Below are 25,947 nucleotides of genomic sequence, written 5' to 3'. Positions count from 1 at the left end.
ATTTTCGTGAACGACTCATCCTGGGGAGCACCACCGTCGGGCGCCGGGCCCTCCGGTCACCCCGGCCACCCCGCTCATCCCGGCCACTTCGGATACCGGAGCACTCCCGAACAGGGTTTCTCCTCCCCGCTTCGCGCAGAGGTGGCCCAGGCCCCGGCGGGTTACGCGCACGAGGACGCCGACGCGTCGCAGACTCGGCGTATGCCCATCGTGCCCGACGCCCCCGGCGGTGACCAGGACGATCGTGACGGCCGGGCGGCCGGGCGGCCGTTCGGCGGCGGCCCCGCCCCCGGCGGCGGCCGACCCGAACCGAGGACCGGTCCCGGACCGCGGACCGGTCCCGGAGCGGAGCCTGCCGCCCCCTCGCCCCGGGGCCGATCCTCGGGCCGCAAGCGGGCGGGCCGCGACCTGCGTGCCGCGATAGGGGTCGGCCTGGGGCTGGGCGCCGTCATCATCGCCTCGCTCTTCGTCTACAAGCACGTCTTCGTCGGCGTGATCGTCGCCGCCGTCGTGGTCGGGCTGTGGGAGCTGACCTCCCGCCTCGCCGAACGCAAGCAGATCAGGGCGCCGCTGGTGCCGCTGGCCGTCGGCGGCGCCGCGATGGTCGTCGCCGGCTACGTCCGCGGTGCGGAGGGCGCCTGGGTGGCCACCGCACTCACCGCGCTGGCCGTACTGGTGTGGCGGATGACGGAGGACCCGGCGGAGTACCTGCGGGACGTCACCGCCGGTGTCTTCGCCGCCTTCTACGTCCCCTTCCTGGCCACCTTCGTCGCCATGATGCTCGCCGCCGACGACGGCCCGCAGCGGGTGCTCACCTTCCTGCTGCTCACCGTCGTCAGCGACACCGGGGCGTACGCGGTCGGCTGGCGCTTCGGCACGCACAAGCTCGCACCGCGCATCAGCCCCGGCAAGACCCGCGAGGGCCTGCTGGGGGCGGTGGCCTTCGCGATGGCCGCCGGCGCGCTGTGCATGCACTTCCTCATCGACGGCGGCGTCTGGTGGCAGGGTCTGCTGCTGGGTCTGGCCGTCGCCGTCAGCGCCACCCTGGGCGACCTCGGCGAGTCCATGATCAAGCGGGACCTGGGCATCAAGGACATGGGCACCCTGCTGCCCGGCCACGGCGGCATCATGGACCGCCTGGACTCCCTGCTGCCCACCGCCCCCGTGGTCTGGCTGCTGCTGACCGTCTTCGCCGGCGCGGGCTGACGACCCGCATCCCGCCCGTGTCCGGGGCCCGCCGCTCGCGAGCGGCGGGCCCCGGACACGTCCCACGGCACCGTGCGGGGCGGCGCCCGGCGAGAACGCCAGGAGCGTTGCGAGACCGCCCTCGGTGCCGGGCCGGTGCGGCTCCACCCCGGCGGCCCGCCGTCCCGGCACCCCCGGCACCCCGGCTCATCGGGCGCAGGCCGGACCCTCGGCCGCTGTCGGCGGCGTCTTCTATCGTCACCCCATGGGAAGCCACTTCCAGACCGTCGTCGACCTGGACGCCACGCCGGCGGACGCTCCGTCCCTCGCAGCCCGCGGTCTCGCCTGGCTCGTCGCCGAGGGGATAGTCCGCGCCGAGCGCACCGACTGCGTTCTCGGCGCCCCGCTGGGACATCCGCCCGGTCCGCTCTGGAGCAAGGCCGTCAGGCACCGGGACTGGGAACCCGGCGACGGACTCAACATCGAGACGGGCCCAACCGCCTTCCACGGCGGCCAGGGCGATGCCATGTACGCCGCCTGCCCCCACTGCGCCGCCCACGTGGACCTGTACACCGACGAGTGGGAGGCGGTCGAGGGCGCCTGGGAGCCCTTCGAGAAGGCCATCGGCACCTGGTGCGACACCGGGCGAGCCGCCGTCGCCTGCCCGCACTGCGGCCGAGCCGGCGACCTGGCCGCGTGGAACTGGGAGAGCGACCACTACGCGTTCGGCCATCTGGGCTTCGAGTTCTGGGACTGGCCCGAGTTCAGCGCCGGCTTCCTCGAAGGACTCGCACGCGCGCTGGGCGGCCACCGTACGGTCCTGGTGGCGGGCAAGCTCTGAGGAACAACCCCTCGCACGGCCCCTCCGGGCGGCGGGCCGGCCGGTCCGGGCGGGGACGGGACAGCGCGGCGACGTCCGTGCCGGCAGCGGAAGCGGCGTGGCCGAAGGACCCCGCCGGGCCGTCCCGGGCCGTGCGGAAGCCAGCGGAAGCCACCGGGCGATGGCCGCCGACCCGCTCGCGCCCGGAGTGCCGCAGTCGATCTGCGACACTGGACGGGTTATGCCTGCACCCGGAGAACTCACCTTTGTCGCGCCGCGCGGGGCCGCCAGGCCGCCGCGGCACCTCGCCGACCTCGCCCCGGCCGAGCGGCGCGAGGCCGTCGCCGCGATCGGCGAGAAGCCGTTCCGCGCCCAGCAGCTGTCGCGGCACTACTTCGCCCGGTACGCCACCGACCCCGCCACCTGGACCGACATCCCGGCCGCCGCGCGCGAGAGGCTGGCGGGCGAGCTGCTGCCCGAGCTGATGACCGTGGTGCGGCACGTCAGCTGCGACGACGACACCACCCGCAAGACGCTGTGGCGGCTGCACGACGGGACACTGGTGGAGTCGGTGCTGATGCGCTACCCGGACCGGGTCACCATGTGCGTCAGCTCCCAGGCCGGCTGCGGCATGAACTGCCCCTTCTGCGCCACCGGGCAGGCCGGACTGGACCGCAACCTGTCCACCGCCGAGATCGTCCACCAGATCGTCGAGGGCATGCGCGCCCTGCGCGACGGCGAGGTGCCCGGCGGTCCCGCGCGGCTGTCGAACATCGTCTTCATGGGCATGGGCGAGCCGCTGGCCAACTACAAGCGGGTCATCGCGGCCATCCGCCGCCTCACCGATCCCGAGCCCGACGGCCTGGGCCTGTCCCAGCGCGGCATCACCGTCTCCACCGTCGGGCTGGTCCCGGCGATCCACCGCCTGGCCGACGAGGGGCTCAAGTGCCGACTGGCGGTCTCCCTGCACGCGCCCGACGACGAGCTGCGCGACACCCTGGTGCCGGTCAACACCCGCTGGAAGGTCCGCGAGGTCCTCGACGCGGCCTGGGAGTACGCCGAGAAGTCCGGCCGCCGCGTCTCCATCGAGTACGCCCTCATCCGGGACATCAACGACCAGGCGTGGCGCGCCGACCTGCTGGGCCGACTGCTGGCGGGGAAGAGGGCGCACGTCAACCTCATCCCCCTCAACCCCACGCCCGGCTCCAAGTGGACCGCCTCCCGGCCCGAGGACGAGCGCGCCTTCGTCGCCGGACTGGAGGCGCACGGCGTGCCGGTGACCGTCCGGGACACACGCGGGCAGGAGATCGACGGAGCCTGCGGACAGCTCGCCGCCACCGAGCGCTGAGGGCGCGCCCGCCACTGGTACGGTGGCGGGGACCTCAGCGGTCGCACACAGCAGCGAAACACCAGTAGCGAACACAGGCATCGAAACAGCGGAACCGACAGGGGAGCGCGTACAGCGCTGAGAGTGCGGTGTCGCCGGAAGCAGCCGAGAGGCCGCCCGGGGAGCCGCAGACCCTCGGACCTGATCCGGTTAGTACCGGCGTAGGGAGTCAGAAGAAAGTGCACACCAAGCTCCGCCGCGTCCTGGGCGCGGCCGTTCTCGGCACGCTCACCCTCTCCGCCCTCACCGCGTGCGGCGGCTCGCAGTCCTCCGGGGACGGCGGGGGCGAGGGCGGTAAGGACAAGACGGTCACCCTGGTCGCCCACGACTCCTTCGCGGCCTCCGAGGCCGTGCTGGAGGAGTTCACCGAGAAGACCGGCTACAAGGTGAAGGTGCTGCGCGGCGGCGACGCCGGCTCCTCCCTCAACCAGGCGATCCTGTCCAAGGACAACCCGCAGGGCGACGTCCTGTTCGGCGTGGACAACACCCTGCTCTCCCGCGCCCTGGACAACGACCTGTTCACGCCGTACGAGGCGGAGGGCCTGGCGAAGATACCGGCGCGGTACCAGCTCGACGCCGAGGAGCACCGCGTCACCCCCGTCGACTCCGGCGACGTCTGCGTCAACTACGACCGCGCCTACTTCGACGAGCGCGGCATCGCCCCGCCGAAGACCCTCGACGACCTCGCCGAGCCCGCCTACAAGGGCCTGCTGGTCACCGAGAACGCCGCCACCTCCTCGCCCGGACTGGGCTTCCTGCTGGCCACCGTCGCCGAGTACGGCGAGGGATGGCCGCAGTACTGGGAGAAGCTGAAGGCCAACGACGTCGAGGTCGTCGACGGCTGGGAGCAGGCGTACTACGACCGCTTCTCCGGCTCCTCCGGCGGCAAGGGCAAGGGCGACCGGCCGCTGGTCGTCTCCTACGCCTCCAGCCCGCCCGCCGAGGTCCTCGGCGCCGACCCCGCGCCCGAGCAGGCCCCCACCGGGGTGGCCACCGGCACCTGCTTCCGCCAGATCGAGTTCGCCGGGCTGCTCGAGGGCGCGGACAACCCCGAGGGCGGCAAGGCGCTGCTGGACTTCATGACCGGCCGCTCCTTCCAGGAGGACCTGCCGCTGCAGATGTTCGTCAACCCCGTGCGCGAGGACGCGGAGCTGCCCGAGGTCTTCACCCGGTACGGCGAGACGATCGACGAGCCCCGCACCATGGCCCCGGAGAAGATCGCCGAGAACCGCGAGGCGTGGGTCAAGGCGTGGACCTCGGCCGTCGTGCGGTCGTCGTGAGGTGAGGACGGGCATACGCGCGGGGACGGCGGCGCGCCTCGCGCTCGCTGCGGTGCCGGCCGTCTTCCTCGCGCTGTTCTTCGCCTACCCCGTCGCCGCCATCACCGCCCGCGGGCTGTACGACGGCGGGCGATGGCGCCCGGAGCGGATCGCCGCCGTCCTCACCGACCCCGACGTCCTCGGCGTGGTCTGGTTCACGCTGTGGCAGGCGGCGGCCTCCACCGCGCTCACCCTGCTGCTGGCGCTGCCCGGCGCGTACGTGCTGGCGCGCCTGGACTTCCCCGGCAGGCGGGTGCTGCGGGCGGCGGTCACCGTGCCGTTCGTGCTGCCCACCGTCGTCGTCGGCTCCGCCTTCCTGGCCCTGCTCGGCCGCGGCGGGCTGCTGGACCAGTGGTGGGGGGTGCGGCTGGACGGCGGCGTCACCGCCATCCTGCTGGCCCACGTCTTCTTCAACTACGCCGTGGTCGTGCGGATCGTCGGCGGCCTGTGGGCGCAGCTCGACCCCCGCCAGGAGGAGGCCGCGCGGGTGCTCGGCGCGAGCCGGTGGGCCGCCTGGCGCACCGTGACCCTCCCGGCGCTCGTCCCGTCGGTCGCCGCCGCCGCGCTGATGGTCTTCCTGTTCACCTTCACCTCCTTCGGCGTCGTCCAGATCCTCGGCGGTCCCGGTTACGCCACCCTGGAGGTGGAGATCTACCGGCAGACCGCCCAACTGCTGGACCTGCCCACCGCCGCCGTCCTGACCCTGCTGCAATTCGCCTCGGTCGCCGCCCTGATGGCCTTCCACTCCCGCGCCCTCCGCCGCCGCAGGACGGCCCTGGGCCTGGTCGACGCCGCCCGCACCGCCCGCCGTCCGCGCGGGGCCGGACAGCGGGCCCTGCTGGCGGGGGTGCTGGTCCAGATCGCGGTACTGCTCCTGGCCCCGCTCGCCGTGCTCGCCGAGCGGTCCCTGAGCGGCCCCGACGGCTACGGGCTGCACCACTACCGCGCCCTGGGCTCGGCCGACGCGGCCGGCGGCACCTTCACCGTCGCCCCGCTGGAGGCGGTCGGCAACTCCCTGGCCTACGCGGCCACCGCCACCGCCGTCGCCCTGGCCGTCGGCCTCCCGGCCGCCGTCGCCCTCACCCTGCGCGGTCCGGGAGGCCGGGCCGGACGGCTGCTGCGCGGCCTCGACGCGCTGCTGATGCTGCCGCTGGGCACCTCGGCGGTCACCGTCGGCTTCGGATTCCTCATCGCCCTGGACGCCCCTCCGCTGGACCTGCGCTCCTCGTGGATCCTGGTCCCGCTGGCCCAGGCCCTGGTCGGCATCCCCTTCGTGGTGCGCACCCTGCTGCCGGTCCTGCGGTCCGTGGACACCCGGCTGCGCGAGGCCGCCGCGATGCTGGGCGCGTCACCGCCGCGCGTGTGGCGCGAGGTCGACCTGCCGCTGGTGCGGCGGGCGCTGCTGGTCGCCGCGGGGTTCGCCTTCGCCGTCTCCCTGGGCGAGTTCGGCGCCACCGTCTTCATCGCCCGCGCCGACGCCCCCACCCTGCCCGTCGCCGTCGCCCGCCTGCTCGGCCGGGCCGGGGAGGCCAGCTACGGCCAGGCCATGGCGCTCAGCACGATCCTGATGCTGCTGTGCGCGGCGACCCTGCTGGCGCTGGAGGGCGTCCGCACCGACCGATCGGGGGAGCTGTAGGGATGGCCTCGCTGCGACTGGACGCCGTCACCGTGCGTTTCGGCGGCCGCACCGCCCTGGACGCCGTCGACCTCGACGTCGCCGAACACGAGATCGTCTGCGTGCTCGGCCCCTCCGGCAGCGGCAAGTCCACCCTGCTGCGGACCGTCGCCGGGCTGACGGAGCCGGACGCCGGACGGGTGCTGCTCTCCGGCCGCGACCAGCGGGGCGTGGCCCCGCACCGGCGCGGGGTGGGCCTGATGTTCCAGGACCACCAGCTCTTCCCCACCCGCGACGTCGGCGGCAACGTCGCCTTCGGACCGCGCATGCGCGGCGAACCGCGTGCGAGGACCGAGGAGCGGGTCGCCGAACTGCTGGAACTGGTCGGCCTGCCCGGGGCGCAGAGGCGGCCGGTCGCGGCCCTCTCCGGCGGCGAGCAGCAGCGCGTCGCGCTCGCCCGCGCGCTCGCGCCCCGCCCCGGCCTGCTGATGCTGGACGAGCCGCTCGGCCAGCTCGACCGGTCCCTGCGCGAGCGGCTCGTGGTGGAGCTGCGGCAGCTCTTCCGCCGTCTGGGCACCACCGTGCTGGCCGTCACCCACGACCAGGGGGAGGCGTTCGCGCTCGCCGACCGGGTGGTGGTGATGGAGGCCGGGCGGATCGCCCAGACCGGCAGCCCGGTGGACGTGTGGCTCCGCCCCGCCTCGGGGTTCGTCGCACGCTTCCTGGGCTTCACCAACCTCGCCGCGGCGACCGTGCGGGGGCGGAGCGCGGACACCCCCTGGGGCGCGGTGCCCGTACCGCCCGGCGCGCCGCAGGGGCCGTGCACCCTGCTGGTGCGCCCCGCCGGAGTACGGCTGACCGACTCCGGTGAGGGACTGCCCTGCACCGTCACCGCCCGCACCCTGCGCGGCGGCGGCTCCTCGGAGATCTCCCTGCTGCTCGCACCCGAGCGCGGGCCCGCGCTGGAGGCCTCCTGCCCCTTGCACACGGCGCCCGATCCGGGCACCGCCGTGTCCGTCGCCTTCGACGCGGAAGAGGTGGTCGTCCTGCCCGCGCGGTGAGCGCGGGCAGGGCCGATGCGCGCGGGCGGGAGAACGCGGCCGGGGGAACGGACGGGGGCGGCGGGCGGGCAGGGCGGCGCGGTCCCGCCCTCACCGCACCAGGGGCGCCGAGGCCAGTTCCGCCACCAGCCAGGCCGTCGGCACCAGCACACCCAGCAGGGCCGCCACCCGCAGCGCGGCGGCGGCGCGCAGCAGCCGCCGCGGTACGCCGAGCCGCCGCAGCCCGTCGTTGGCGGGAGCGCGGGCCGCACGGAACTCCGACGCCGCGCTCAGCGCGCCCGCCACCGCGCACACCACGACCACCGCCGTCCCCAGCGCGGCCAGCGGCCCCACGGCCGGCGCCCCGCCGCCGAGGACCGCACCCGACCCGCGCAGCCGGACCGCGGCCAGCGCCCCCGCCGTCACCGCGCACAGCACCCCCACCGGATGGCCCACACGCGGCGCCTCCTCCCGCAGCACCCGGCCCGACAGCAGCCGCAGCACCCCCGGCCGCCCGACCGCCAGCAGCAGTCCGCACAGGTGGACCAGGCCCGGACCGGCCAGCACCAGCCCCGCGGCGATCAGCAGCCAGCCGGCCACGATCCCCGGTCCCAGGGCGTCCAGCGGGCCCGGCAGCGGCATGCGCGGGCCGGCGGAGGCGGTGAACCGCTCGACGGCGTAGGCCTCCAGGGCCAGACCGGTCGCGGTGACCGCCACCCCCCAGGGCAGCCCGGCCGGCATCGGCGGCGGCCGGTGGGGGAGGGCGGCGGGCGGTCCCGGCCGGTGGCCGCCGGGCACCGCCCGCACCCGGGCGGCCACCGCGCTCGCCCCGGCCGCGGCCAGCGGCGGCACCGCCAGCAGCGTCAGCGCCGCGGCCCGCGGCAGCGGATACCCGGCACCCAGCAGCTCACCCGCCGCTCCGGCCAGCGGCGCCCCGTCCAGGGCCCCGCCGAACGCACCGCCGAGCACACCTCCGAGCCCGCCGCGCAGATGGAGGAAGACCGGCAGGGCCAGCGCACACCCCAGCGCGCAGTACAGGCCCGTGGCGAGCGCGGCCAGCAGCGGCAGCCGCGCGGGCCCCACCCCGACCGCGTCCAGCCCGGCCCGGGGGCGTACGCCCGGGTCGCTGCGGACGGCGGTGACGGCGAGGTGCACACAGGCGGCCAGCGGCACCGCGCACCACAGCAGCCGGGCCGCCGCCGCGCCGGGCCGCTCCGGGTGGGCGACGGCATGGCCCAGAGCGCTCAGCAGCAGGAATCCCACGGCTCCCGCGGTGCAGGCGACCAGCGTCCGCCGTGCCAGCGCCGAGGGACGGGAGGTGCGTACTAGGCGGAGAGCGAGCACGCTGCCCTGCCCTCCGGACCGGGTCTCACGGGCGCGTCCGTGGGCGGCGGGGCGTCGGGGCCCACCCGGCGGCCGTCCACGAGCGTGACCGCGCGGTCCGCCACTGCCGCCACCCTGGCGTCGTGGCTGGCCAGCACCACCGTGATCCCGTGCGAGCGGGCCGCGGTGGTCAGGGTGCGCAGCACCTGGGCGCGATCGGCCTGGTGCAGCGGCGCGGTCGGCTCGTCGGCGAAGACCACCGCCGGGGAGTGGGCCAGCGCGCGGGCGATGGCCACCCGCTGCCGCTGCGCCTGCAGCAGCGCGCCCGGCCGGCTGCGGGCGCAGTACCCGACGTCCAGCCGCTCCAGCCACTCGCACGCGGTGCGGCGGGCCCGGCGCCGCCCGGCGCCCGACAGCAGCAGCGGCAGCGCGGCGTTCTCCCACACCGTCAGCTCCGGCAGGAGGTGCGGTTCGCTGCCGATCCAGCCGAAGCGGTCGCGGCGCAGCCGCTCGCGGGCCGGCACGGGCAGGGTGTGCAGGGGGACGCCGTCGAACCACACCTCGCCCCGCGCCGGCACCAGCCGTCCCGACAGGCAGCCCAGCAACGTGGACTTGCCGCAGCCGCGCGGGCCGGTGACGCAGAGGATCTCGCCCTCGCGGACCCCGACGCACACGTCCAGCAGCGCGGGCGAGCCCTCGTACTCGTGGTGCAGCCCGCGCGCCCGGAGCAGGTCCTCGGGTGCGGCCACCATGACGGGCACCTCCGCTCCTCGCCTTGGGTCGTGCCTCCTCCCCGGCGGCTCGCAACGAGCGCCAGGGGGATCGGTCACTGGCACGGTACGGACCGCGGCCGCGGCCGCGGTGGCGGCGGGCGCGGGAGCCGCCCAGTTTCCTCCGAATGGTCCTTCGGGGGTTCTCCCCAGTATTTCCGCCATTCGGGTGTCCGGGGCGGAAGAAATCCCGGGCTGGCAGGTGTGCCCAACACGTTCTTCGATGGTTAGGGTGGGTGTTCCACTCATCGGACAACAGAGCAGGAGTGCGCGAAGATGGGCACCGAACTGCGTCGGCTGCGCAACTACATCGACGGGGAGTTCCGGGACGCCGCCGACGGGCGCACCACCGAGGTCGTCAACCCGGCGACCGGCGAGGTGTACGCGACGGCGCCGCTGTCCGCCGCCGCCGACGTCGACGCGGCCATGGCCGCCGCCGAGGCCGCCTTCCCCGCCTGGCGCGACGCCACCCCCGGCACCCGGCAGACCGCCGTCCTCAAGATCGCCGACGCGATCGAGCGGCGCGCCGACGAACTGCTGGCGGCCGAGTGCGAGAACACCGGCAAGCCGCTGGAGCTGACCCGGCAGGAGGAACTGCCGATGATGCTCGACCAGATCCGCTTCTTCGCCGGTGCCGCCCGCCTGCTGGAGGGCAAGTCCGCCGGCGAGTACATGGAGGGCATGACCTCCTTCGTGCGGCGCGAGCCGGTCGGCGTCTGCGCCCAGGTCGCGCCGTGGAACTACCCGATGATGATGGCCGTGTGGAAGTTCGCCCCGGCGCTGGCCGCGGGCAACACCGTCGTCCTCAAGCCGTCGGACACCACCCCGGCCTCCACCGTCCTGCTCGCCGAGATCATCGGCGGGGTGCTGAAGGAGCTGGACCTGCCCGCCGGGATCTTCAACGTCGTCTGCGGCGACCGCGACACCGGCCGGCTGATGGTCGAGCACCGCGTCCCGGCGATGGCCTCCATCACCGGTTCGGTCCGCGCGGGCATGGAGGTCGCCGGCAGCGCGGCCAAGGACGTCAAGCGGGTCCACCTGGAGCTGGGCGGCAAGGCCCCCTGCGTGGTCTTCGAGGACGCCGACATCCCGGCCGCCGTCGAGGGCATCCGCGACGGCGGCTTCTTCAACGCCGGACAGGACTGCACCGCGGCCACCCGCGTACTGGTCCACGAGTCGGTCCACGACGAGTTCGTCGCGGCCCTCACCAAGGCCGCCGCCGAGGTGAAGACCGGCGACCTCGGTGACGAGGACTGCTTCTACGGGCCGCTGAACAACCCCACCCACCTGGAGAAGGTCACCGGCTTCATCGAGCGCCTGCCCGACCACGCCAAGGTCGAGACCGGCGGCCACCGCGTCGGCGACAGGGGCTACTTCTTCGCCCCGACGGTGGTCTCCGGCCTGCGGCAGGACGACGAGATCGTCCAGAACGAGGTCTTCGGCCCGGTCATCACCGTCCAGAGGTTCACCGACGAGGCCGAGGCCGTGCGGTACGCCAACGACGTCGAGTACGCCCTGGCGTCCTCGGTGTGGACCAAGGACCACGCCCGCGCGATGCGGATGTCCAGGGCGCTGGACTTCGGCTGCGTGTGGATCAACACCCACATCCCGCTGGTCGCCGAGATGCCGCACGGCGGCTTCAAGAAGTCCGGCTACGGCAAGGACCTCTCCGCGTACGGCCTGGAGGACTACACCCGCGTCAAGCACGTGATGACGGCCCTCTGAGGCGACCGCGCCCCGGATCGCCGGCCGCCCCCGGCCCGCGCCCCTCCCGGGCGCGGGCCGGAGCCGGCCGGCGATCCGGTGTCAGCGCGGCCAGGCGGCCAGGTACGCGTCGATCTCGGCCGTCAGGGAGGACTTGACCTGCGCGGGCGCGAAGGAGGCCGCCACCGCGTTCTTCGCCAGCTCCGCCACTCCGGCCGCGTCCAGCCCCAGCAGCCGGGCGGCGATCTCGTACTCGGTGCACAGGTCGGTGCCGAACATCGGCGGGTCGTCGCTGTTGACGGTGACCAGCACCCCGGCCTTGACCATCTCCGCGATCGGGTGCTCGTCCAGCGAGGCGACGGCGCGGGTGGCGACGTTGGAGGTCGGGCAGACCTCCAGCGGGATGCGGTGCTCGGCCAGGTACGCCAGCAGCTCGGGGTCGCGCACGGAGCTGGTGCCGTGTCCGATGCGCTCGGCGCGCAGGGAGTCCAGGGCGTCCCAGACGGTCCGCGGCCCGGTGGTCTCGCCCGCGTGCGGGACGCTGTGCAGTCCCTCGGCGATCGCGCGGTCGAAGTACGGCTTGAACTGCGGGCGCGGCACCCCCACCTCAGGACCGCCCAGCCCGAAGGAGACCAGGCCCTCGGGGCGCAGCTCGCAGGCCAGCCGGGCGGTCTCCTCGGCGGCCTCCAGCCCCGCCTCGCCGGGGATGTCGAAGCACCACCGAAGGGTGACGCCCAGCTCGGCGGCCGCGGCCCGGCGGGCGTCCTCGATGGCCTCCATGAAGGCGCGCTCGGGTATGCCGCGCCGCGTCGAGCTGTAGGGGGTGACGGTCAGCTCGGCGTAGCGGATGTTCTGGCGGGACATGTCCCGGGCGACCTCGTAGGTCAGCAGCCGGACGTCCTCGGCGTCGCGGACCAGGTCCACCACGGACAGATAGACCTCGATGAAGTGGGCGAAGTCACTGAAGGTGAAGAACTCCGCGAGAGCGTCCTCGTCGGCCGGCACCGCGGAGTTCGGGTGCCGGGCGGCCAGCTCGGCCACGATGCGGGGGGAGGCCGATCCGACGTGGTGGACGTGGAGTTCGGCCTTGGGAAGGCCGGCGATGAACGCGGACAGACCGCCGCTGCCGGGGCTGGGCAAGATTCCTCCAGATGGACGGGGGCGCGGCCATGGTAGGCGGGAGCCGGGCGGGTGGCACACACGCCTACGATGGCCGGACACGCGACGAGGAGGGGACATGCCGGAGAACCCGGGCCCGGGGGAGGGCGTACCGCTCGGCAAGGCCGGCGGGCAGGAGGCCGGCGCGCCGCCGTCCGACCGGCCGACCGTGACGGCGTTCGTGCCGCCGGCCGGGCAGCCGCCGCGGACACCGCCGCAGCCGCCCGGGCAGGGTTACGGCCAGGGCTACGGGCAGGGGTACGCGCACGACGGCCCGTGGCCGGGGGCCGCGCCCCAGCCCGGCCACGGATACGGTCCGGCGGGCCCGGTGGGGCCGGTGCCCGGCTGGGCGCCGCTCCCTCCGCCACCGCAGACCAGCGGCATCTGCACCGCGGCGATGGTCCTCGGCATCGTCAGCATGGTGCTGGTGACGACCTTCTACGGCGCGGTCCTGGCCGTCGTCACCGGCCCCGTCGCCATCGGCCTGGGCGTCGCGGCGCGCCGCAGGATCAAGCGGGGCGAGGCTTACGGCAGCGGCCAGGCGACGGCCGGACTCGTCCTCGGGGTGGTCTCCTTCGCGATCTCGGCCGTGATCATCGCGCTGGCCACCTGGTTCCTCCTCAACATCGACCGGTTCGGCCCGGCGGAGGAGGACTCCTGGCACGAGGACACCAACCACACCCAGGTGGTGGACCGGATGCCCGGCGCCGGCGGGTACGGCCCGCCCGCCGGGGCGCTCTAGGAACCGTCCGGCGGGTCCGGGCGGCGCCGCCCGGACCCGCCGGACCCGCCGGACCCGCGGGAGACGGCGAGGACGGCGGCCAGCAGCGGTGCGCCCAGGCACCAGCTGCCCAGCACGTCCAGCGGCCAGTGGTACCCCCGCCACACCAGCCCCGCGCCCACGGCGGTGCACAGCAGCGCGGCCGCCGCCGGCAGCGCCCACCGGGCCCACCGCAGCCGGTCGCCCACGTGGGGCAGCACCAGCAGCGCGGCTGCGCCGTAGGCGACCACGGCCGTCGCCGCGTGGCCGGAGGGGAAGTAGCCGGTGCCGCCGAGCGGGCCGGGACGGCCGGTCAGCGCCTTCAGCGGCACCACCAGCAGCGGTACGGCGGCCATCGCCGCGGCGGCCGCCGAAGCCGCCGGCGGCGGACGGCGGCTCCGGCTCCGGCGGCGTCCGCGCACCCACGCGTACGCCAGCGCCGCGGCCAGGACGGGCAGCGCGACCTCGACGTTGCCCAGGTCGGCCAGGAGCTCGGCGAGCGCGGTCGGCGGGGCTTCCTCGCGCATCTTTTGCGCCAGGCGCTCGTCCCCCTCCGCCAGCGGGCCGCCCGCGGTCACCTGCCAGGTGACCGCGGCGAAGAGCAGCAGGGGAAGAACCACCGCCAGGAGGACCGTCAGGAGCCGAGCCGGGACCGGGAGCCGCCGCGGAACGCGGAACGGCGGCCCCGGAACAGGGGGGAGGGTTCCGGGGCCGCCGTGGCGACCGGTCACCGCTCGCCCCGGGGGGTATGGGGCGGGCGGCCGTCCGATCGGTGAGGAGTGTGCGCGAGGGCACGGCCGGGCCGGATGAGGGGAATCACCGGCTCGGCACCGTCCGCGGAAACCCGCGGGCGGGACACTGCGTTCTTCCGAGGAAGACCGTACGGCAGACGGCGGGCGGCGGACAGGCGTGTCACCGCAAGGCCATGGCCCCCGCACACGTTCTTCACGCAGCTCCTCGTTCCGGGATCATTCCGGGACCGTCCCGGGTGTCACCCCAGGCTCGCCAGGGCCTCCTCGACGACGTCCAGGCCCTCGTTCAGCAGATCCTCCCCGATCACCAGCGGGGGCAGGAAGCGGACCACGTTGCCGTAGGTGCCGGTGGTCAGCACCAGCACGCCCGCCTGGTGGCAGTGCTTGGCGACGGCGGCGGTGGCCTCGGGGTGGGGCTCCTTGGTGCCGGGCTTCACCAGCTCGATCGCGATCATCGCGCCCCGGCCGCGGACCTCGCCGATCACGCCGTGCTGCTGGGCCATCTTCTCCAGCCGGGGCTTCATGATCTCCTCGATGCGGCGGGCCTTCGCGTTCAGGTCCAGTTCGCGCATCGTCTCGATCGCACCCAGCGCGGCGGCACAGGCCACCGGATTGCCGCCGTAGGTGCCGCCGAGACCGCCGGAGTGCACGGCGTCCATGATCTCGGCACGGCCGGTGACGGCGGCCAGCGGCAGGCCGCCGGCGATGCCCTTGGCGGTGGTGATCAGGTCCGGGACGATCCCCTCGTCCTCGCAGGCGAACCACCGGCCGGTGCGGCAGAAGCCGGACTGGATCTCGTCCGCGACGAAGACGATGCCGTTGTCGCGGGCGAACTCGGCGATACGCGGCAGGAAGCCCTTGGCGGGCTCGATGAACCCGCCCTCGCCCAGCAGCGGCTCGATGACGATCGCGGCCACGTTCCGGGCCCCGACCTGCTTGGAGATCTGGTCGATCGCCTGGGCCGCGGCCTCCTCGGCGCAGTTCTCCGGGCCGGTGGGCCAGCGGAAGGGGTAGGCGACCGGCACCCGGTAGACCTCGGGCGCGAACGGGCCGAAGCCCTGCTTGTAGGGCATGTTCTTCGCGGTCAGCGCCATGGTGAGGTTGGTGCGGCCGTGGTAGCCGTGGTCGAAGACGACGACGGCCTGGCGCCCGGTGTACGAGCGGGCGATCTTCACGGCGTTCTCGACAGCCTCGGCGCCCGAGTTGAACAGCGCCGACCGCTTGGCGTGGTCGCCGGGCGTGAGCCTCGCCAGCTCCTCGCAGACCTCCACGTAGCCCTCGTAGGGGGTCACCATCACGCAGGTGTGCGTGAACCGCTCCAGCTGGGCGGCGGCGCGGCGCACCACGGCCTCGGCGCTGTTGCCGACCGAGGTCACGGCGATGCCGGAGCCCAGGTCGATGAAGGAGTTGCCGTCGACGTCCTCCAGGACGCCGCCCCCGGCGCGGGCGGCGAACACGGGCATGACCGTCCCCACGCCCGCCGCCACGGCCGCCTGCTTGCGGGCCATCAGCTCCTGCGACTTCGGACCGGGGATCGCGGTGACGACGCGGCGCTCCTGGGGGAGGGCGGGGCCTCCGGACAGTTCGGTCATGGCAGACTCCTCGGGCTCATCGGTGCGAAGGGGTGTTCAAGGGTGTGGTTTCTCGCAGGCTAGGCCGGGGGAGGGCACGTCGACATGCACCGCCGCGGAGAAGTGTCCGTGTCGTGTTGGCCGCGGTGGACATGGCCGGTCGTGTACGGCGGCCAACCGCGGTTCCCGGAGACTAGATTGGGACGGTGGACGGGCGAGGGCGTGCCGGACGAGGAGCTGGGCGGGGCATGGTGGACGGCGGGGCGCACGGGGCATGGGGGGCGGGGGATCCACGGGACCCGCGCGGGGCGCACGGTGGACGGGGGGACCTGCCGGTGATGCCGCCGGCCCCGCCCGTACCCCCGATGCCGCGGCAGGCGCCCGCGGCCGGGCCGCCCCTGGGCGAGTGGCTGCGCACCCCGCGGCCCGAGGCCGGCCCCGGGATCTGGCGGTACGGCCACCGTCCCAGGCCGCCGGAGGACCCCGACCGGATGGAGGACCGGCAGCTGCTGGGCGGTGCGGCGCTGGTGATGCTCTGCGGGCTGCTGGTGTGGTCGCTGTGCTGGAACGGCTACATCGAGTTCTGGGTGAAGCCGCTGGAATGGTTCACGCCCGACTCCTGGCGTGAGCCGGGTGGAGACCACGTGGCATTCGTCCGGGCAGCGAAGATCTACGAGTACCTGTTCACCATCGTCTTCTTCTCGGTTGTCGTCTGGATGGCCCGGGGCGGCGAGATCTGGCGGCGCCATGTGCGCCCGCGGTTGCGTCGGACGGAGAGGGCCGGGGGAGGGGCGGGCGGGTCGGCCGCCCCGGCGGCCGAGCCCCCCGGCGGGCCCTCCGACCCGGCGCTGTGGCCCCAGCTGCGGGCCGTGGGCGAGCACGCCGCGGCCGACCGGCTGGCGGCCGAGATCCAGGGCGGCCGGATGAACGACGTCGACTACGTCCGGATCGACCGCGCCTGGCAGGCGGCGCGGTCGCGGTACGAGCAGTTGCCCGCCTTCGCCGAGGCCGTGCTCGACCGGGGAGCCGCCGCCTTCGCCCACCCCTCCGGCGACCGCGACCTGCCCGTCCGGGCGGCCCGGCACGATCTGCTGACCGGACAGGTGCGGCTGGGCGCCGCGCCCGACGAGGAGCGCAACCCCTACGCCTACCGCGGCGTGCGCCTCGCCCTGGAGCCCGCGCTGCTGAGCACCTCGATGCTGGTGGTGGGGCCGTCGGCGGCGGGCAAGACCAGCCGGGTGGTGCGGCCGGTGGTGGAGTCCCTGGCCCTCCAGGCCCTCGCCGGGCGGGCCGCCGTGGTCGCCGTGGGCGCGGCGGGAGCCGGACTCGGCCCCGACGAGGCCTACGACGTGGTGATCCGGCTCGGCGACCCCGGCAGCCCCCACGACCTAGACCTCTACGGCGGCACCGACGACCCGGACGAGGCCGCCGCCGTCCTGGCCGAGGCGCTGGTCGGGGACGCGCCCGGCGGCCCGGTGGGCCCCGGCGGTGCGGGCGGCTTCGGCGGCGAGGCCGACACCCGCCGCGCCGCCACCGCCCTCGCCCAGCTCATCGGCCCCCACCGCAGTGCCCACGGCCGCTTCCCGTCCGTGCCCGAGCTGCGCGAGCTGCTCGACGGGGTGCCCGTTGCCCTCGCCGCGCTGCGCCAGGCGTGCGAGGCGGCCGGTGACGGCGCGGCCCTGCGCGAACTGGACGCCCGCGAGCGCCAGTCCGGGCGGCCCGGCGATCCGGGCCCGCTGCTCGCGGACCGGATCGCGCTGTTGGACCGGCCCGCGTTCGCCGGGTTCTTCGACACCGGTGGCACCACCCGCCCCTTCGCCGTGCGCGATCTGGCGCATCCGCTGCGAGTGCGGATCGACCTGCCCGAACGCGGCCACGCCGAGGCCTCCCGGCTGCTGGCCCGGCTGCTGCTCGCCCAGTTCACCGCCTGCGCCCGCGACCGCGACGAACGGTCCCTGTTCGCCTGCCTGGTCCTCGACGACGCCGCGCACACCCTCACCCCCGCCTCCGTACGCGCCGTCCAGCGGCTGCGGACGGCCAACGCGGGGGTGGTGCTGGCGCTGCGCAGTCTGGACGAGGTGCCCGAGCCGCTGCGTGCGGCGGCGGTGGGGGCGGTCGGCTGCCGGGTGGTGCTGTCGGGGGTGAGCACCTGGGACGGCGAGGTGTTCGCGCAGGCATGGGGCCGCGACTGGGTGAAGACCGAGGACGTCACCCACAACCCCGACTTCTCCGGCGGCACGCTCCGGCGTGCCCTGCGCGGGATCCGGACCCTGTTCACCGGGGTGCGGGCGACCACCCGCTCGGTCACCGTGCGCACGGTCCAGCGAGAGCGCTGGTCCGCCTCCGACCTGGCGCACAAGGTGCCGCCGGGCCACGCGGTGGTGTCGCTGACCACCTTCCGGGGCGAGGCGAGCCCGCCGGTCCTCACCCGGCTCGGGGAGTAGCCGGGGCGCGCGTGCGGCCGGGAACGGCGGGCGCGGGCTTCGGGGCGGGAGGCGGCGCGACGGGTGGGCGCGGGAGGGCGCACGACGGCGCGTGCGGCCGTACGGTCGGTGGCGGCGCGGCCTTATCCTTGCTACCGCACGGACAGTACCCGCCGCCCTCCTCCCCCGCCTGCCGGGCCGCCGGCCGGCGGTCGACCGCCGGAAAGGGCCTCAGGTCAGCCATGCCGATCACCCTCGCCTCGCTGGTCCAGCACTCCTCCCTCAAGCTCGCCGTCCTCGCGGGCGAGGGGCGGCTGGACGCCCCGGTGCGCTGGGCGCACGTCAGTGAGCTGGCCGACCCCGTGCCGTATCTGGAGGGCGGGGAGCTGCTGCTGGTCACCGCGATGAAGCTCGATGTCGAGGACGCGGAGGCGATGCGCCGCTACGTCGCCCGGCTGGACGCCGCCGGTGTGGTCGGGCTGGGCTTCGCGGCCGGGGTCGCCTACGACACGGTGCCGCCGGCGCTGCTGGGCGCAGCCCGCGAGGCCGGCTTCCCGCTGCTGGAGGTGCCCCGGCGCACCCCGTTCCTGGCCATCGGCAAGGCGGTCTCGGCGGCCAACGCCGCCGAGCAGTACCGCGCGGTCAAGGCCGGGTTCGAGGCCCAGCGGGAGATGACCCGCGCCGTGCTCTCCGCGCGCGGCACATCCGGTCTGCTGGCGAAGCTGGCGGCCCACGTGGACGGCTGGGCCGCGCTCTACGACGTCTCCGGCGCGCTGGTCGCCGCCGCCCCGTCCTGGGCCTCCCGCCGCGCCGCCGAGCTGACCGGCGAGGTGCGGCGACTGTGCGACCGCTCCGCCACCGCGAGCGCCGTGGTGAGCGGGACCGGCGGCCGGGCGGGCGACCGGGTGGAGCTGCAGTCGATCGGTTCCGGGCGCCGGGTCAGGGCCGTGCTCGCGGTCGGCACCGGCGCCCCGCCGGGCACCGCCGAGCGCTACGCCGTCAACTCCGCGGTGGCCCTGCTGACCCTGACCACCGAGCGCTCCCGCGCCCTGCTGGAGGCCGAGCAGAGGCTGGGCGCGGCGGTGCTGCGGATGCTGCTGGCGGGGGAGGCCGACCACGCCCGGGCGGTCGCCGGTTCGCTCTACGGCACGCTGCTGGACGAGCCGCTGCGGGTGGTCGTGGCCGAGGGCGCGGCGGGACGGCGCAGGGCGGTGGACGCCCGGGAGTCCGGTGAGGGCGGGAGCGGCGGCGCCGCGGGGGAGGCGGGGGAGCCGGAGGGCGCCCTGCCCGCCGGTGTGGAGGCGCTCGCCGAGAAGACCGAGTCGGCCGCCGCCCGGGCGGGGGAGTCGGTGCTGCTGGTCCGGCACGACCGGCGGCTGGTGGGGCTGGTGGCGGACGGCGGCGCCGCCGCGGCGGCCTGTGCGGACTTCGCGAGCCGGGCCGAGACGGCGGGCGGGGGAGGCCCGGCGGGCGCCGGCACGGAGCACACGGTGGTCGTCGGCGTGTCGGCGCCCGCCGGGCTGGCCTCCGCGGCCGTGGCCTTCAAGCAGGCCGAACAGGCGCTGTCCGTCGCCCGCCGCCGCGGCCGTGCGCTGGTCGAGCACGAGGACGTGGCCTCCGGCTCGGTGCTCCCGCTGCTGGCCGACGAGGCGGTGCGAGCCTTCGCGGACGGGATGCTGCGCGCGCTGTACGAGCACGACGCGCACGGCCGCGGCGACCTGGTCGCCTCGCTGCACGCCTGGCTCTCCCGGCACGGGCAGTGGGACGCGGCCGCCGCCGACCTCGGCGTCCACCGGCACACCCTCCGCTACCGGATGCGGCGGGTCGAGGAGATCCTCGGCCGGTCGCTGGACGATCCGGACGTGCGGATGGAGCTGTGGCTGGCGCTCAAGGCGACGGCGACCGTGCCCCCGGTCCGGAGGGACCAGGGGCGGTCCCGGAAGGACTGACTCCCGGAAGGGCCGGTGCCACTCAGGGCGTCAGTGCGCCAGTGGGTCAGGAGCAGTACTGCTGCTCCTTGCCGATCGAGCGGTACATGCAGTCGGCGTTCTCCAGCAGCAGCAGGACGGCCTCCTCGTTGCGGCTGGTCTCCCGCTCGATCACCTCGTCGGGCGGGTAGAAGCCCTCCCGCCCGTTCGGACCGGGGTACATCTCGAAGGTGTAGCTGAAGATGCGGTGCTCGGCCCACAGCCAGTCGTTGATCGTGCCGTCGGTGATGTACAGGTCGCTGGACTGCTGGGGGGTGTAGCCGTTGGACGCGGCCATCGCCCTGCCGACGGTGGCGAAGGCGTTCCGGTCGTCCTGGGTGAGCCCCGGAGCGGTGTCGCTGTAGGTGTAGCCGTACGGCCACAGCACCAGCTCGCTGTAGGTGTGGAAGTCGATGTGCGCCTTGATCTGCTGCTGCCCGCCCACCACACGGCTGCGGACGAAGTCGGCGAGGACCTTCACCTCCGGCGCGGACCCGGCGGACGGACCGCGGTAGGTGGAGCTGGAGGGGCTGGAGGAGGAGCCGCCGCAGCAGCCCCACTTGTAGTACCAGTTGCGGTTGAGGTCGGTTCCGACGTAGGAGGAGCCGGAGTTGGGCTGGCGGTTCTTGCGCCAGCTGCGGTAGGTGCCCGAGGCGATGTCGTACTCGCCGCCGTCGGGGTTCACGTCCGCGACGACCCACAGCTCACGCGCGTTCACCATCCGGGTGATGCGGGAGTCGCTGCCGTACCGCTGCCCGAACTCCCGGATCACATAGAGCGCCATCTCGACGGTCAGGTGCTCGCGGGCGTGCAGGTGGTGGGTGAACAGCACCTCCGGCTCGCTCTCGTCGGCGGAGACGTTGTCGCTGATCTTGACGGCGACGATGTCGCGGCCCTGGTAGGTCTTGCCGATGACCTTCTTGGCCATGATGGACGGGTACTTCTGCACGTACCCGTCGATGGCCGCCATGGTCTCGGCGTAGTTGTGGTAACCGGAGTCGCTCGGCGGGTAGTCGAGGGTGCGAGCACCGTCGCTCCCGGCCCCCCGCTGCGGGGGAGCGGGCAGCGCGGTGAGGCTGTGGCCGGCCTTCCGGAGCTTCTCGGCCTGCGCGGCGTCGGCGGTGACCACCACCGAGTGCTCGCGCACCGCGTCGACGGCCGCACCCGTACGGGCGATGGCCGTGCGCTGTTCGACGCCGGTGATCCCGGCGATCTCGTACTGCCGCTCGCCGGCGGGGGTGGCCCGTCGGCCGTCGTCTCCGGGAGCGGCGGTGGCCTGGGTCCCGAGCGGAACGGCCAGTGCGAGGGTGAGGAGGAGGGCGGCGGTGAGGGTCCGCCGCCCGTGAGGACGTCTACGCATCGCGTCTCCTGGGGTGTCCAGTTCGACGGGTGGGGGTGGTGCGTTCCGTGCCGTGTCATGGTCGCGGCAAAGCGGCGGGCGGGCAAGCGGGCCGTACCTGCCAAAGCGGTGCGCGGAACAACCCGAGTGATACGCGCCGGACAAGAGTCCCGTACGGCCCGGGCCCCTACGGTGGTGCCAGGAGCCGGCCGCGCAGCAGCCCGGCCCCGATCACCACCTCCACCGCTCCACCACTTCGGAAGGGCCGGGATACGCAGTGACCACAGCGACTTCCCCACACGCGTTCTGGCTCGCCGGCCGCGAGGCGACCGGCGACGAGACCCTCGAGGTCACCTCGCCCTGGGACGGCCGGACCGTCGGCACCGTCAGCGTCCCCACCGAGGCCCAGGTCGAGCAGGCCGTGGCCGCCGCGGCAGAGGTGGCCGCGGAGTTCGCGGCCACCCCCGCGCATGTGCGCGCCGCCGCCCTGGACCACGTCCACCGGCGGCTCACCGAGCGCGCCGAGGAGATCGCGCGGCTGATCTCCGCCGAGAACGGCAAGCCCGTGAAGTGGGCCCGCGGCGAGGTCGGCCGCTGCGTGTCGGTCTTCCGCTGGGCCGCCGAGGAGGCCCGCCGCTTCAACGGCGGCACCGCGCAGCGGCTGGACACCGACGCGGGCGGGACCGGCCGCCTCGCCCTGACCCGCCGCTTCCCGCGCGGGCCGGTGCTGGGCATCGCGCCGTTCAACTTCCCCCTCAACCTGTGCGCCCACAAGGTCGCCCCGGCCATCGCGGTCGGCACGCCGATCATCCTCAAGCCCGCCCCGGCCACCCCGCTGTCCGGGCTGCTCATCGGCGAACTGCTGGCCGAGACGGACCTGCCGGCCGGCTCCTGGTCGGTGCTCCCCGTGCCCAACGACCGCATGCCGTCCCTGGTGGCCGACGAGCGCCTGCCGGTCATCTCCTTCACCGGCTCCGGCCCGGTGGGCTGGTCCATCCTGGACGCGGTGCCCCGCAAGCGCGTCACGCTGGAGCTGGGCGGGAACGGCGCGGCCGTCGTGCTGGCCGACTACTCCTCCGACGCCGACCTGGACCGGGCCGCGCAGCGCATCGCGACCTTCTCCAACTACCAGGGCGGCCAGTCCTGCATCTCCGTCCAGCGCGTCATCGCCGACGCCTCGGTCTACGACCGGCTGGTGCCCAGGGTGGTCGAGGCCGTCGAGGCGCAGGTCACCGGCGACCCCGCCGACGACGCCACCGACGTCGGCCCGCTGATCAGCGAGGACGCCGCGAAGCGGGTGGAGTCCTGGGTGGACGAGGCGGTCGCGGCCGGTGCGAAGCTGCTGACCGGCGGCAAGCGCGACGGCGCCTCGTACGCCCCCACCGTCCTCGCGGACGTGCCCGCCGACGCCACGGTCTCCTGCGAGGAGGTCTTCGGGCCCGTGCTGACGCTGACCTCGGTCGACGGCGAGGAGGCCGCCTTCGCCGCGGTCAACGACTCGAAGTACGGCCTGCAGGCGGGGGTCTTCACCCACGACCTGCAGGCGGCCTTCCGCGCCCACCGTGCCCTGGAGGTCGGCGGCGTGGTCATCGGCGACGTGCCCTCCTACCGCGCCGACCAGATGCCCTACGGCGGCACCAAGGAGTCCGGTGTCGGGCGCGAGGGCGTGCTGTTCGCCATGGAGGACTACACCTACGAGCGGGTGATGGTCCTCACCGGCCTGGACCTGTAGCCCCCGCTCCGGCTGCCCGGCTGCCCGGCCGCTCGGACGCCCGGACGGCCGCCGCGGCCCGGCCCCGGAAGGAGGGCCGGGCCGCGGCGCGGGCCCGCCTGTCGTCAGGTGGCTTCGGCGGAAGAGGGCCCGCCGAAGCCCAGGCGGGCCAGTCTGAGGGAGCCGTGCAGGGCGACGCGCAGATCGCACACGCCCGAGGGCGGATCGTCCAGGACGGCCCGCACGGTGGTGTAGGCGTAGCGGTCGCCGGTGTGGGGGACGGTGAGACGGGCCAGGACGCGGCCGTCGCGGGCGCCCCCGCCGCCCTCGTCGCCGCCCTCCAGGAGCAGCACGATCTCCGCCTCGCCCGGCTCGGCGCGGGCGGCCTCCACCGTCACGGAACCGGCACCGGTTCCGAAGTCGCAGTCGCGGAAGACCAGTTCGGCCGCCTCGGAGCCGGCCGGGGCGACCGCGTCACCGCGCTCCCGGCTCAGGTCCACCAGCTCGGTCCCGCTCTGCTCGTCGTAGTCGGCGGCCCGGATCCGCGCCACCGGACGCGGGGCGCCGGGCTCGCCGTCGACGCGGAAGACCGCGCTGCGGCGGACGTCGGCGCTGGAGGCGCCGATGTCGGCGGCGTAGGCGCCCGGTGCCACCCGCCACCGGCCGTGGGCCACGTCCCAGAAGCCGAGGGCCCGGGAGACCGGGACGGTGAACTCCACCTCCCGCGACGCGCCCGGGTCCAGCCGGATGCGGCGGTGGGCCGCCAGCGCGCGGTGCGGGCGGGGCAGCCGGCGCCCGCCGATGCCGCCGGCACCGGCGGCCCCAGGGGCTTCGGTGGTTCCGGCGGCGCGCACATAGAGCTGTACGACCTCGTCGCCCGCCACCGCGCCGGTGTTGGTCACCGCGCAGCGGACGGTCAGCGTCCCGCCGTCGCAGGAGACCTCCGGCTCGCCGTAGCCGAAGGAGGCGTACGACAGGCCGTGGCCGAACGGATAGAGCGGTGTGCCGTCGAAGTACAGATAGGTGGTGCGCGCACCGATGACGTCGTAGTCCAGCAGACCGGGCAGATCGGCGTCGTCGGCGTACCAGGTCTGCGGCAGCCGCCCGCCCGGTGAGACGTCGCCGGCCAGCACGGCGGCCAGCGCCTCCCCGGCCGCCTGCCCGCCGTGGGCGGTCCACAGCAGGGCGGGCAGCGCCTCGTCGGCGTCACCCACCGCGTACGGATAGGCCGAGGTGAGCACCAGCGCGGTACGCGGGTTGGCGGCGCGGGCCGCCCGCCACAGCCGGTCCTGCTGCGGCGGCAGGGCGAGGGTCGCGCGGTCCTCGGTCTCGCGCCCGCCGATGTGCGGGTCGTTGCCCGCGACGACGACCACCACATCGGCCTCCAGAGCGGCGGCGCGCACCTCGTCCTCGCCGCGCCGGACGGTCTCCACGGCGAACACCGTGCCCGGCCCGCCGTCGGCGGCAACCCGGACGCCGTCGGCGGCGACTTCCACGTACCGGCCCGTCCCCCGGTGCCTGAGGAGGTGTCCGCCGTCGTGGGGCTCCAGCTCGAAGGTCTCCTGGACCACCCAGCCGCCCGGCTGCTCGGCCGAGGCCCGCACGAGGCCGTCGTCGGCGACCGACAGGTAGCGGCCGCAGCCCGCGCGCAGCGTCAGCACCCCGCCGCCCCAGTCCACCAGCGCGAACTCCTCACCGGCGACGGCGCTCACCGTCAGCGGGGGCAGATCGGTGCGGCCGCGCAGCAGCGCCGGGTCCAGAGCGCCCCCGGCCGCCGGGTCGCCGGACACCCGCTCACCGGGGCCGGCCTCGGGCACGGCCAGCCAGCCGCCGGGGCAGCCCAGCCGCACCCGGTCGGCGCCCTCGGCGTACACCACCCGGTCCGCGCCGAACCGCTCCCGCAGTCCGTCCAGCGGGGTGGAGCGGCGCAGCAGCGCGCCGCTGTACCAGTCGAGCTTGCACTCGTCGGCCAGCAGCCCGACGACCGCCACCCGCGCTCCGTCCGCCAGTGGCAGCAGACCGTCGTTGCGCAGCAGGACGATCGCCTGCTCGGCGGCCTCGCGCGCCAGCTCCCGGTGCCCGGGGGTGTCGAACGCGGCCTTCCCGTCGAACGGTTCGGGGTCGAACTCGCCCAGCGCGCACCGCATCGCCAGCAGCCGCAGCACCGCCGCGTCCACGTGTTCCTGCCCGATCAGCCCGCGCTCCAGCGCGCCGCGCACCCGGGCGGTGATCTGCGAGGAGTCCTCGCCGTGGTCGGTGAAGCTGTCCACCCCGGCGCGCAGGGCGGCGGCGGTGGCCTCCTCATGGGTGTCGAAGTAGCCCTGGGAGCCGGCCAGGTTGCTGGGCGCGCCGGCGTCCGAGCACACCACCAGGTCGTGGTCGCACCAGGTGCGCAACTGCTCGGCCAGCAGCGGCGAGAGGTGGTTGGGGCGGCCGTTGACCAGGTTGTACGCGGGCATCACCCCGGCCACCGCACCCGCCTGGACCGGGCCGCGGAAGGCCGGCAGCTCGTACTCGTGCAGCACGCGCGGGCGCACCGAGGCCGAGGACGTGTCGCGGTCGGTCTCGTTGTTGTGCGCCAGCCAGTGCTTGAGCACCGGGGCGGTGCGCCAGCGGGTGGGATGGTCGCCGCGCAGGCCGCGGGTGTAGGCGGTGGCGATCGCGGCGGTCAGATGAGGGTCCTCGGAGTAGCCCTCCTCGTTGCGCCCCCACAGCGGATGGCGCAGCAGGTTGACCGTGGGCGACCAGACGTTCAGCCCGACGCGCGGGTCGCGGGCCCGCATCGCGCGCACCTCCCGTCCGACGGCCTCGCCCACCCGCCGCACCAGTTCGTCGTTCCAGGTCGCCCCGAGCCCGACGGCCTGGGGGAAGACGGTGGCCGGACCCATCCAGGCCACGCCGTGCAGCGCCTCCTGGCCGGTGCGGAAGGCGGCGACGCCCAGACGCTCCACGGCGGGGGCGAACTGGTGCAGCATCGCGACGCGCTCGTCGGGCGTGAGCCGCGCCAGCAGGTCGGCGGCGCGCTCACGGGCCGGCAGCGCCGGGTCGCGGAAGGGCGGCTGGTCGGTGCTCACGTGCGGAAGGTCCCCTCCGGGAGATGGGC

At 75.1% G+C, this 25,947-nt stretch carries 18 protein-coding genes and 1 riboswitch; of the genes, 11 read left to right on the top strand and 7 right to left on the bottom strand.

Annotated features, from left to right (window positions below):
- The first annotated feature begins 6 nt into the window (after positions 1–6).
- The 6 genes from QPK52_RS06915 to QPK52_RS06890 all read left to right on the top strand — a co-directional run bounded on the left by QPK52_RS06915 (position 7) and on the right by QPK52_RS06890 (position 7,387).
- Positions 7–1,206, top strand: a complete 1,200-nt coding sequence (locus QPK52_RS06915) for a phosphatidate cytidylyltransferase (protein WP_410536177.1) — start codon at positions 7–9, stop codon at positions 1,204–1,206.
- Between the two features lie 244 nt (positions 1,207–1,450).
- A complete protein-coding gene (locus tag QPK52_RS06910; protein ID WP_410536175.1) occupies positions 1,451–2,026 on the top strand; it encodes a hypothetical protein in 576 nt (191 codons plus the stop codon).
- A 220-nt stretch (positions 2,027–2,246) separates the two neighbouring features.
- Positions 2,247–3,353: a 23S rRNA (adenine(2503)-C(2))-methyltransferase RlmN gene (gene rlmN, locus QPK52_RS06905; RefSeq protein WP_410536173.1), complete on the top strand. Its 1,107-nt coding sequence runs from the start codon at positions 2,247–2,249 to the stop codon at positions 3,351–3,353.
- 89 nt (positions 3,354–3,442) lie between these two features.
- Positions 3,443–3,577: riboswitch (TPP riboswitch) on the top strand.
- Positions 3,572–4,672, top strand: a complete 1,101-nt coding sequence (locus QPK52_RS06900) for a thiamine ABC transporter substrate binding subunit (RefSeq protein WP_410536172.1) — start codon at positions 3,572–3,574, stop codon at positions 4,670–4,672. Its footprint overlaps the riboswitch before it by 6 nt.
- Position 4,673: 1 nt before the next feature.
- Entirely contained in the window at positions 4,674–6,347 is a 1,674-nt protein-coding gene (locus QPK52_RS06895) for an ABC transporter permease (RefSeq protein ID WP_410536171.1), read from the top strand.
- Positions 6,348–6,349: 2 nt separating this feature from the next.
- Entirely contained in the window at positions 6,350–7,387 is a 1,038-nt protein-coding gene (locus tag QPK52_RS06890; RefSeq protein WP_410536169.1) for an ABC transporter ATP-binding protein, read from the top strand.
- 90 nt (positions 7,388–7,477) lie between these two features.
- On the opposite strand, the gene QPK52_RS06885 is transcribed toward QPK52_RS06890, so the two are convergent.
- Positions 7,478–8,710, bottom strand: a complete 1,233-nt coding sequence (locus QPK52_RS06885; protein WP_410536167.1) for a hypothetical protein — start codon at positions 8,708–8,710, stop codon at positions 7,478–7,480.
- Positions 8,692–9,441 carry an ABC transporter ATP-binding protein gene (locus QPK52_RS06880; RefSeq protein WP_410536166.1) on the bottom strand — a complete coding sequence of 250 codons (750 nt, stop codon included), beginning with the start codon at positions 9,439–9,441 and terminating at the stop codon, positions 8,692–8,694. The genes QPK52_RS06885 and QPK52_RS06880 overlap by 19 nt, the downstream gene beginning before the upstream one ends.
- A 294-nt stretch (positions 9,442–9,735) precedes the next feature.
- On the opposite strand from QPK52_RS06880, the gene QPK52_RS06875 reads away from it, so the two are divergent.
- Complete coding sequence (locus QPK52_RS06875; RefSeq protein WP_410536164.1) at positions 9,736–11,184, top strand: gamma-aminobutyraldehyde dehydrogenase; 1,449 nt, start codon at positions 9,736–9,738, stop codon at positions 11,182–11,184.
- Positions 11,185–11,265: 81 nt separating this feature from the next.
- Here QPK52_RS06875 and QPK52_RS06870 read toward each other — a convergent pair whose 3' ends face one another.
- Positions 11,266–12,303 (bottom strand): adenosine deaminase, encoded by a 1,038-nt coding sequence (locus QPK52_RS06870; protein ID WP_410536162.1) that lies wholly within the window; start codon positions 12,301–12,303, stop codon positions 11,266–11,268.
- 97 nt (positions 12,304–12,400) lie between these two features.
- Between QPK52_RS06870 and QPK52_RS06865 the strand changes: the two genes are divergently transcribed.
- Positions 12,401–13,063: a DUF4190 domain-containing protein gene (locus QPK52_RS06865; RefSeq protein WP_410536160.1), complete on the top strand. Its 663-nt coding sequence runs from the start codon at positions 12,401–12,403 to the stop codon at positions 13,061–13,063.
- Here the strand turns inward: QPK52_RS06865 and QPK52_RS06860 are convergent.
- Entirely contained in the window at positions 13,060–13,701 is a 642-nt protein-coding gene (locus QPK52_RS06860) for a phosphatase PAP2 family protein (RefSeq protein ID WP_410536158.1), read from the bottom strand. The two genes, QPK52_RS06865 and QPK52_RS06860, sit on opposite strands and share 4 nt — an antisense overlap.
- 371 nt (positions 13,702–14,072) lie before the next feature.
- Positions 14,073–15,425 (bottom strand): 4-aminobutyrate--2-oxoglutarate transaminase, encoded by a 1,353-nt coding sequence (gene gabT, locus QPK52_RS06855; RefSeq protein WP_410536156.1) that lies wholly within the window; start codon positions 15,423–15,425, stop codon positions 14,073–14,075.
- 344 nt (positions 15,426–15,769) lie between these two features.
- Here gabT and QPK52_RS06850 point away from each other — a divergent pair, with 344 nt between their 5' ends.
- Together QPK52_RS06850 and QPK52_RS06845 are read left to right on the top strand one after the other, a co-directional pair.
- Complete coding sequence (locus QPK52_RS06850; protein ID WP_410536154.1) at positions 15,770–17,848, top strand: ATP-binding protein; 2,079 nt, start codon at positions 15,770–15,772, stop codon at positions 17,846–17,848.
- Positions 17,849–18,069: 221 nt separating this feature from the next.
- Positions 18,070–19,776 carry a PucR family transcriptional regulator gene (locus QPK52_RS06845; RefSeq protein WP_410536152.1) on the top strand — a complete coding sequence of 569 codons (1,707 nt, stop codon included), beginning with the start codon at positions 18,070–18,072 and terminating at the stop codon, positions 19,774–19,776.
- A 46-nt stretch (positions 19,777–19,822) separates the two neighbouring features.
- Here the strand turns inward: QPK52_RS06845 and QPK52_RS06840 are convergent, their stop codons facing one another.
- Entirely contained in the window at positions 19,823–21,154 is a 1,332-nt protein-coding gene (locus tag QPK52_RS06840) for a M14 family metallopeptidase (protein WP_410536150.1), read from the bottom strand.
- Positions 21,155–21,410: 256 nt separating this feature from the next.
- Between QPK52_RS06840 and QPK52_RS06835 the strand changes: the two genes are divergently transcribed.
- Positions 21,411–22,865 carry an aldehyde dehydrogenase family protein gene (locus tag QPK52_RS06835; protein ID WP_410536148.1) on the top strand — a complete coding sequence of 485 codons (1,455 nt, stop codon included), beginning with the start codon at positions 21,411–21,413 and terminating at the stop codon, positions 22,863–22,865.
- A 104-nt stretch (positions 22,866–22,969) separates the two neighbouring features.
- Here QPK52_RS06835 and QPK52_RS06830 read toward each other — a convergent pair whose 3' ends face one another.
- Complete coding sequence (locus tag QPK52_RS06830; protein WP_410536146.1) at positions 22,970–25,918, bottom strand: glycoside hydrolase family 3 C-terminal domain-containing protein; 2,949 nt, start codon at positions 25,916–25,918, stop codon at positions 22,970–22,972.
- Positions 25,919–25,947 lie beyond the last annotated feature (29 nt).

The sequence above is a fragment of the Streptomyces sp. KL2 genome (genome assembly GCF_046529545.1).
Taxonomy (GTDB): Bacteria; Actinomycetota; Actinomycetes; order Streptomycetales; family Streptomycetaceae; genus Streptomyces; species Streptomyces radiopugnans.
The sequence above is the reverse complement of the archived record's forward strand: the minus strand, read 5'-3'. Positions and strand labels throughout refer to the sequence as shown.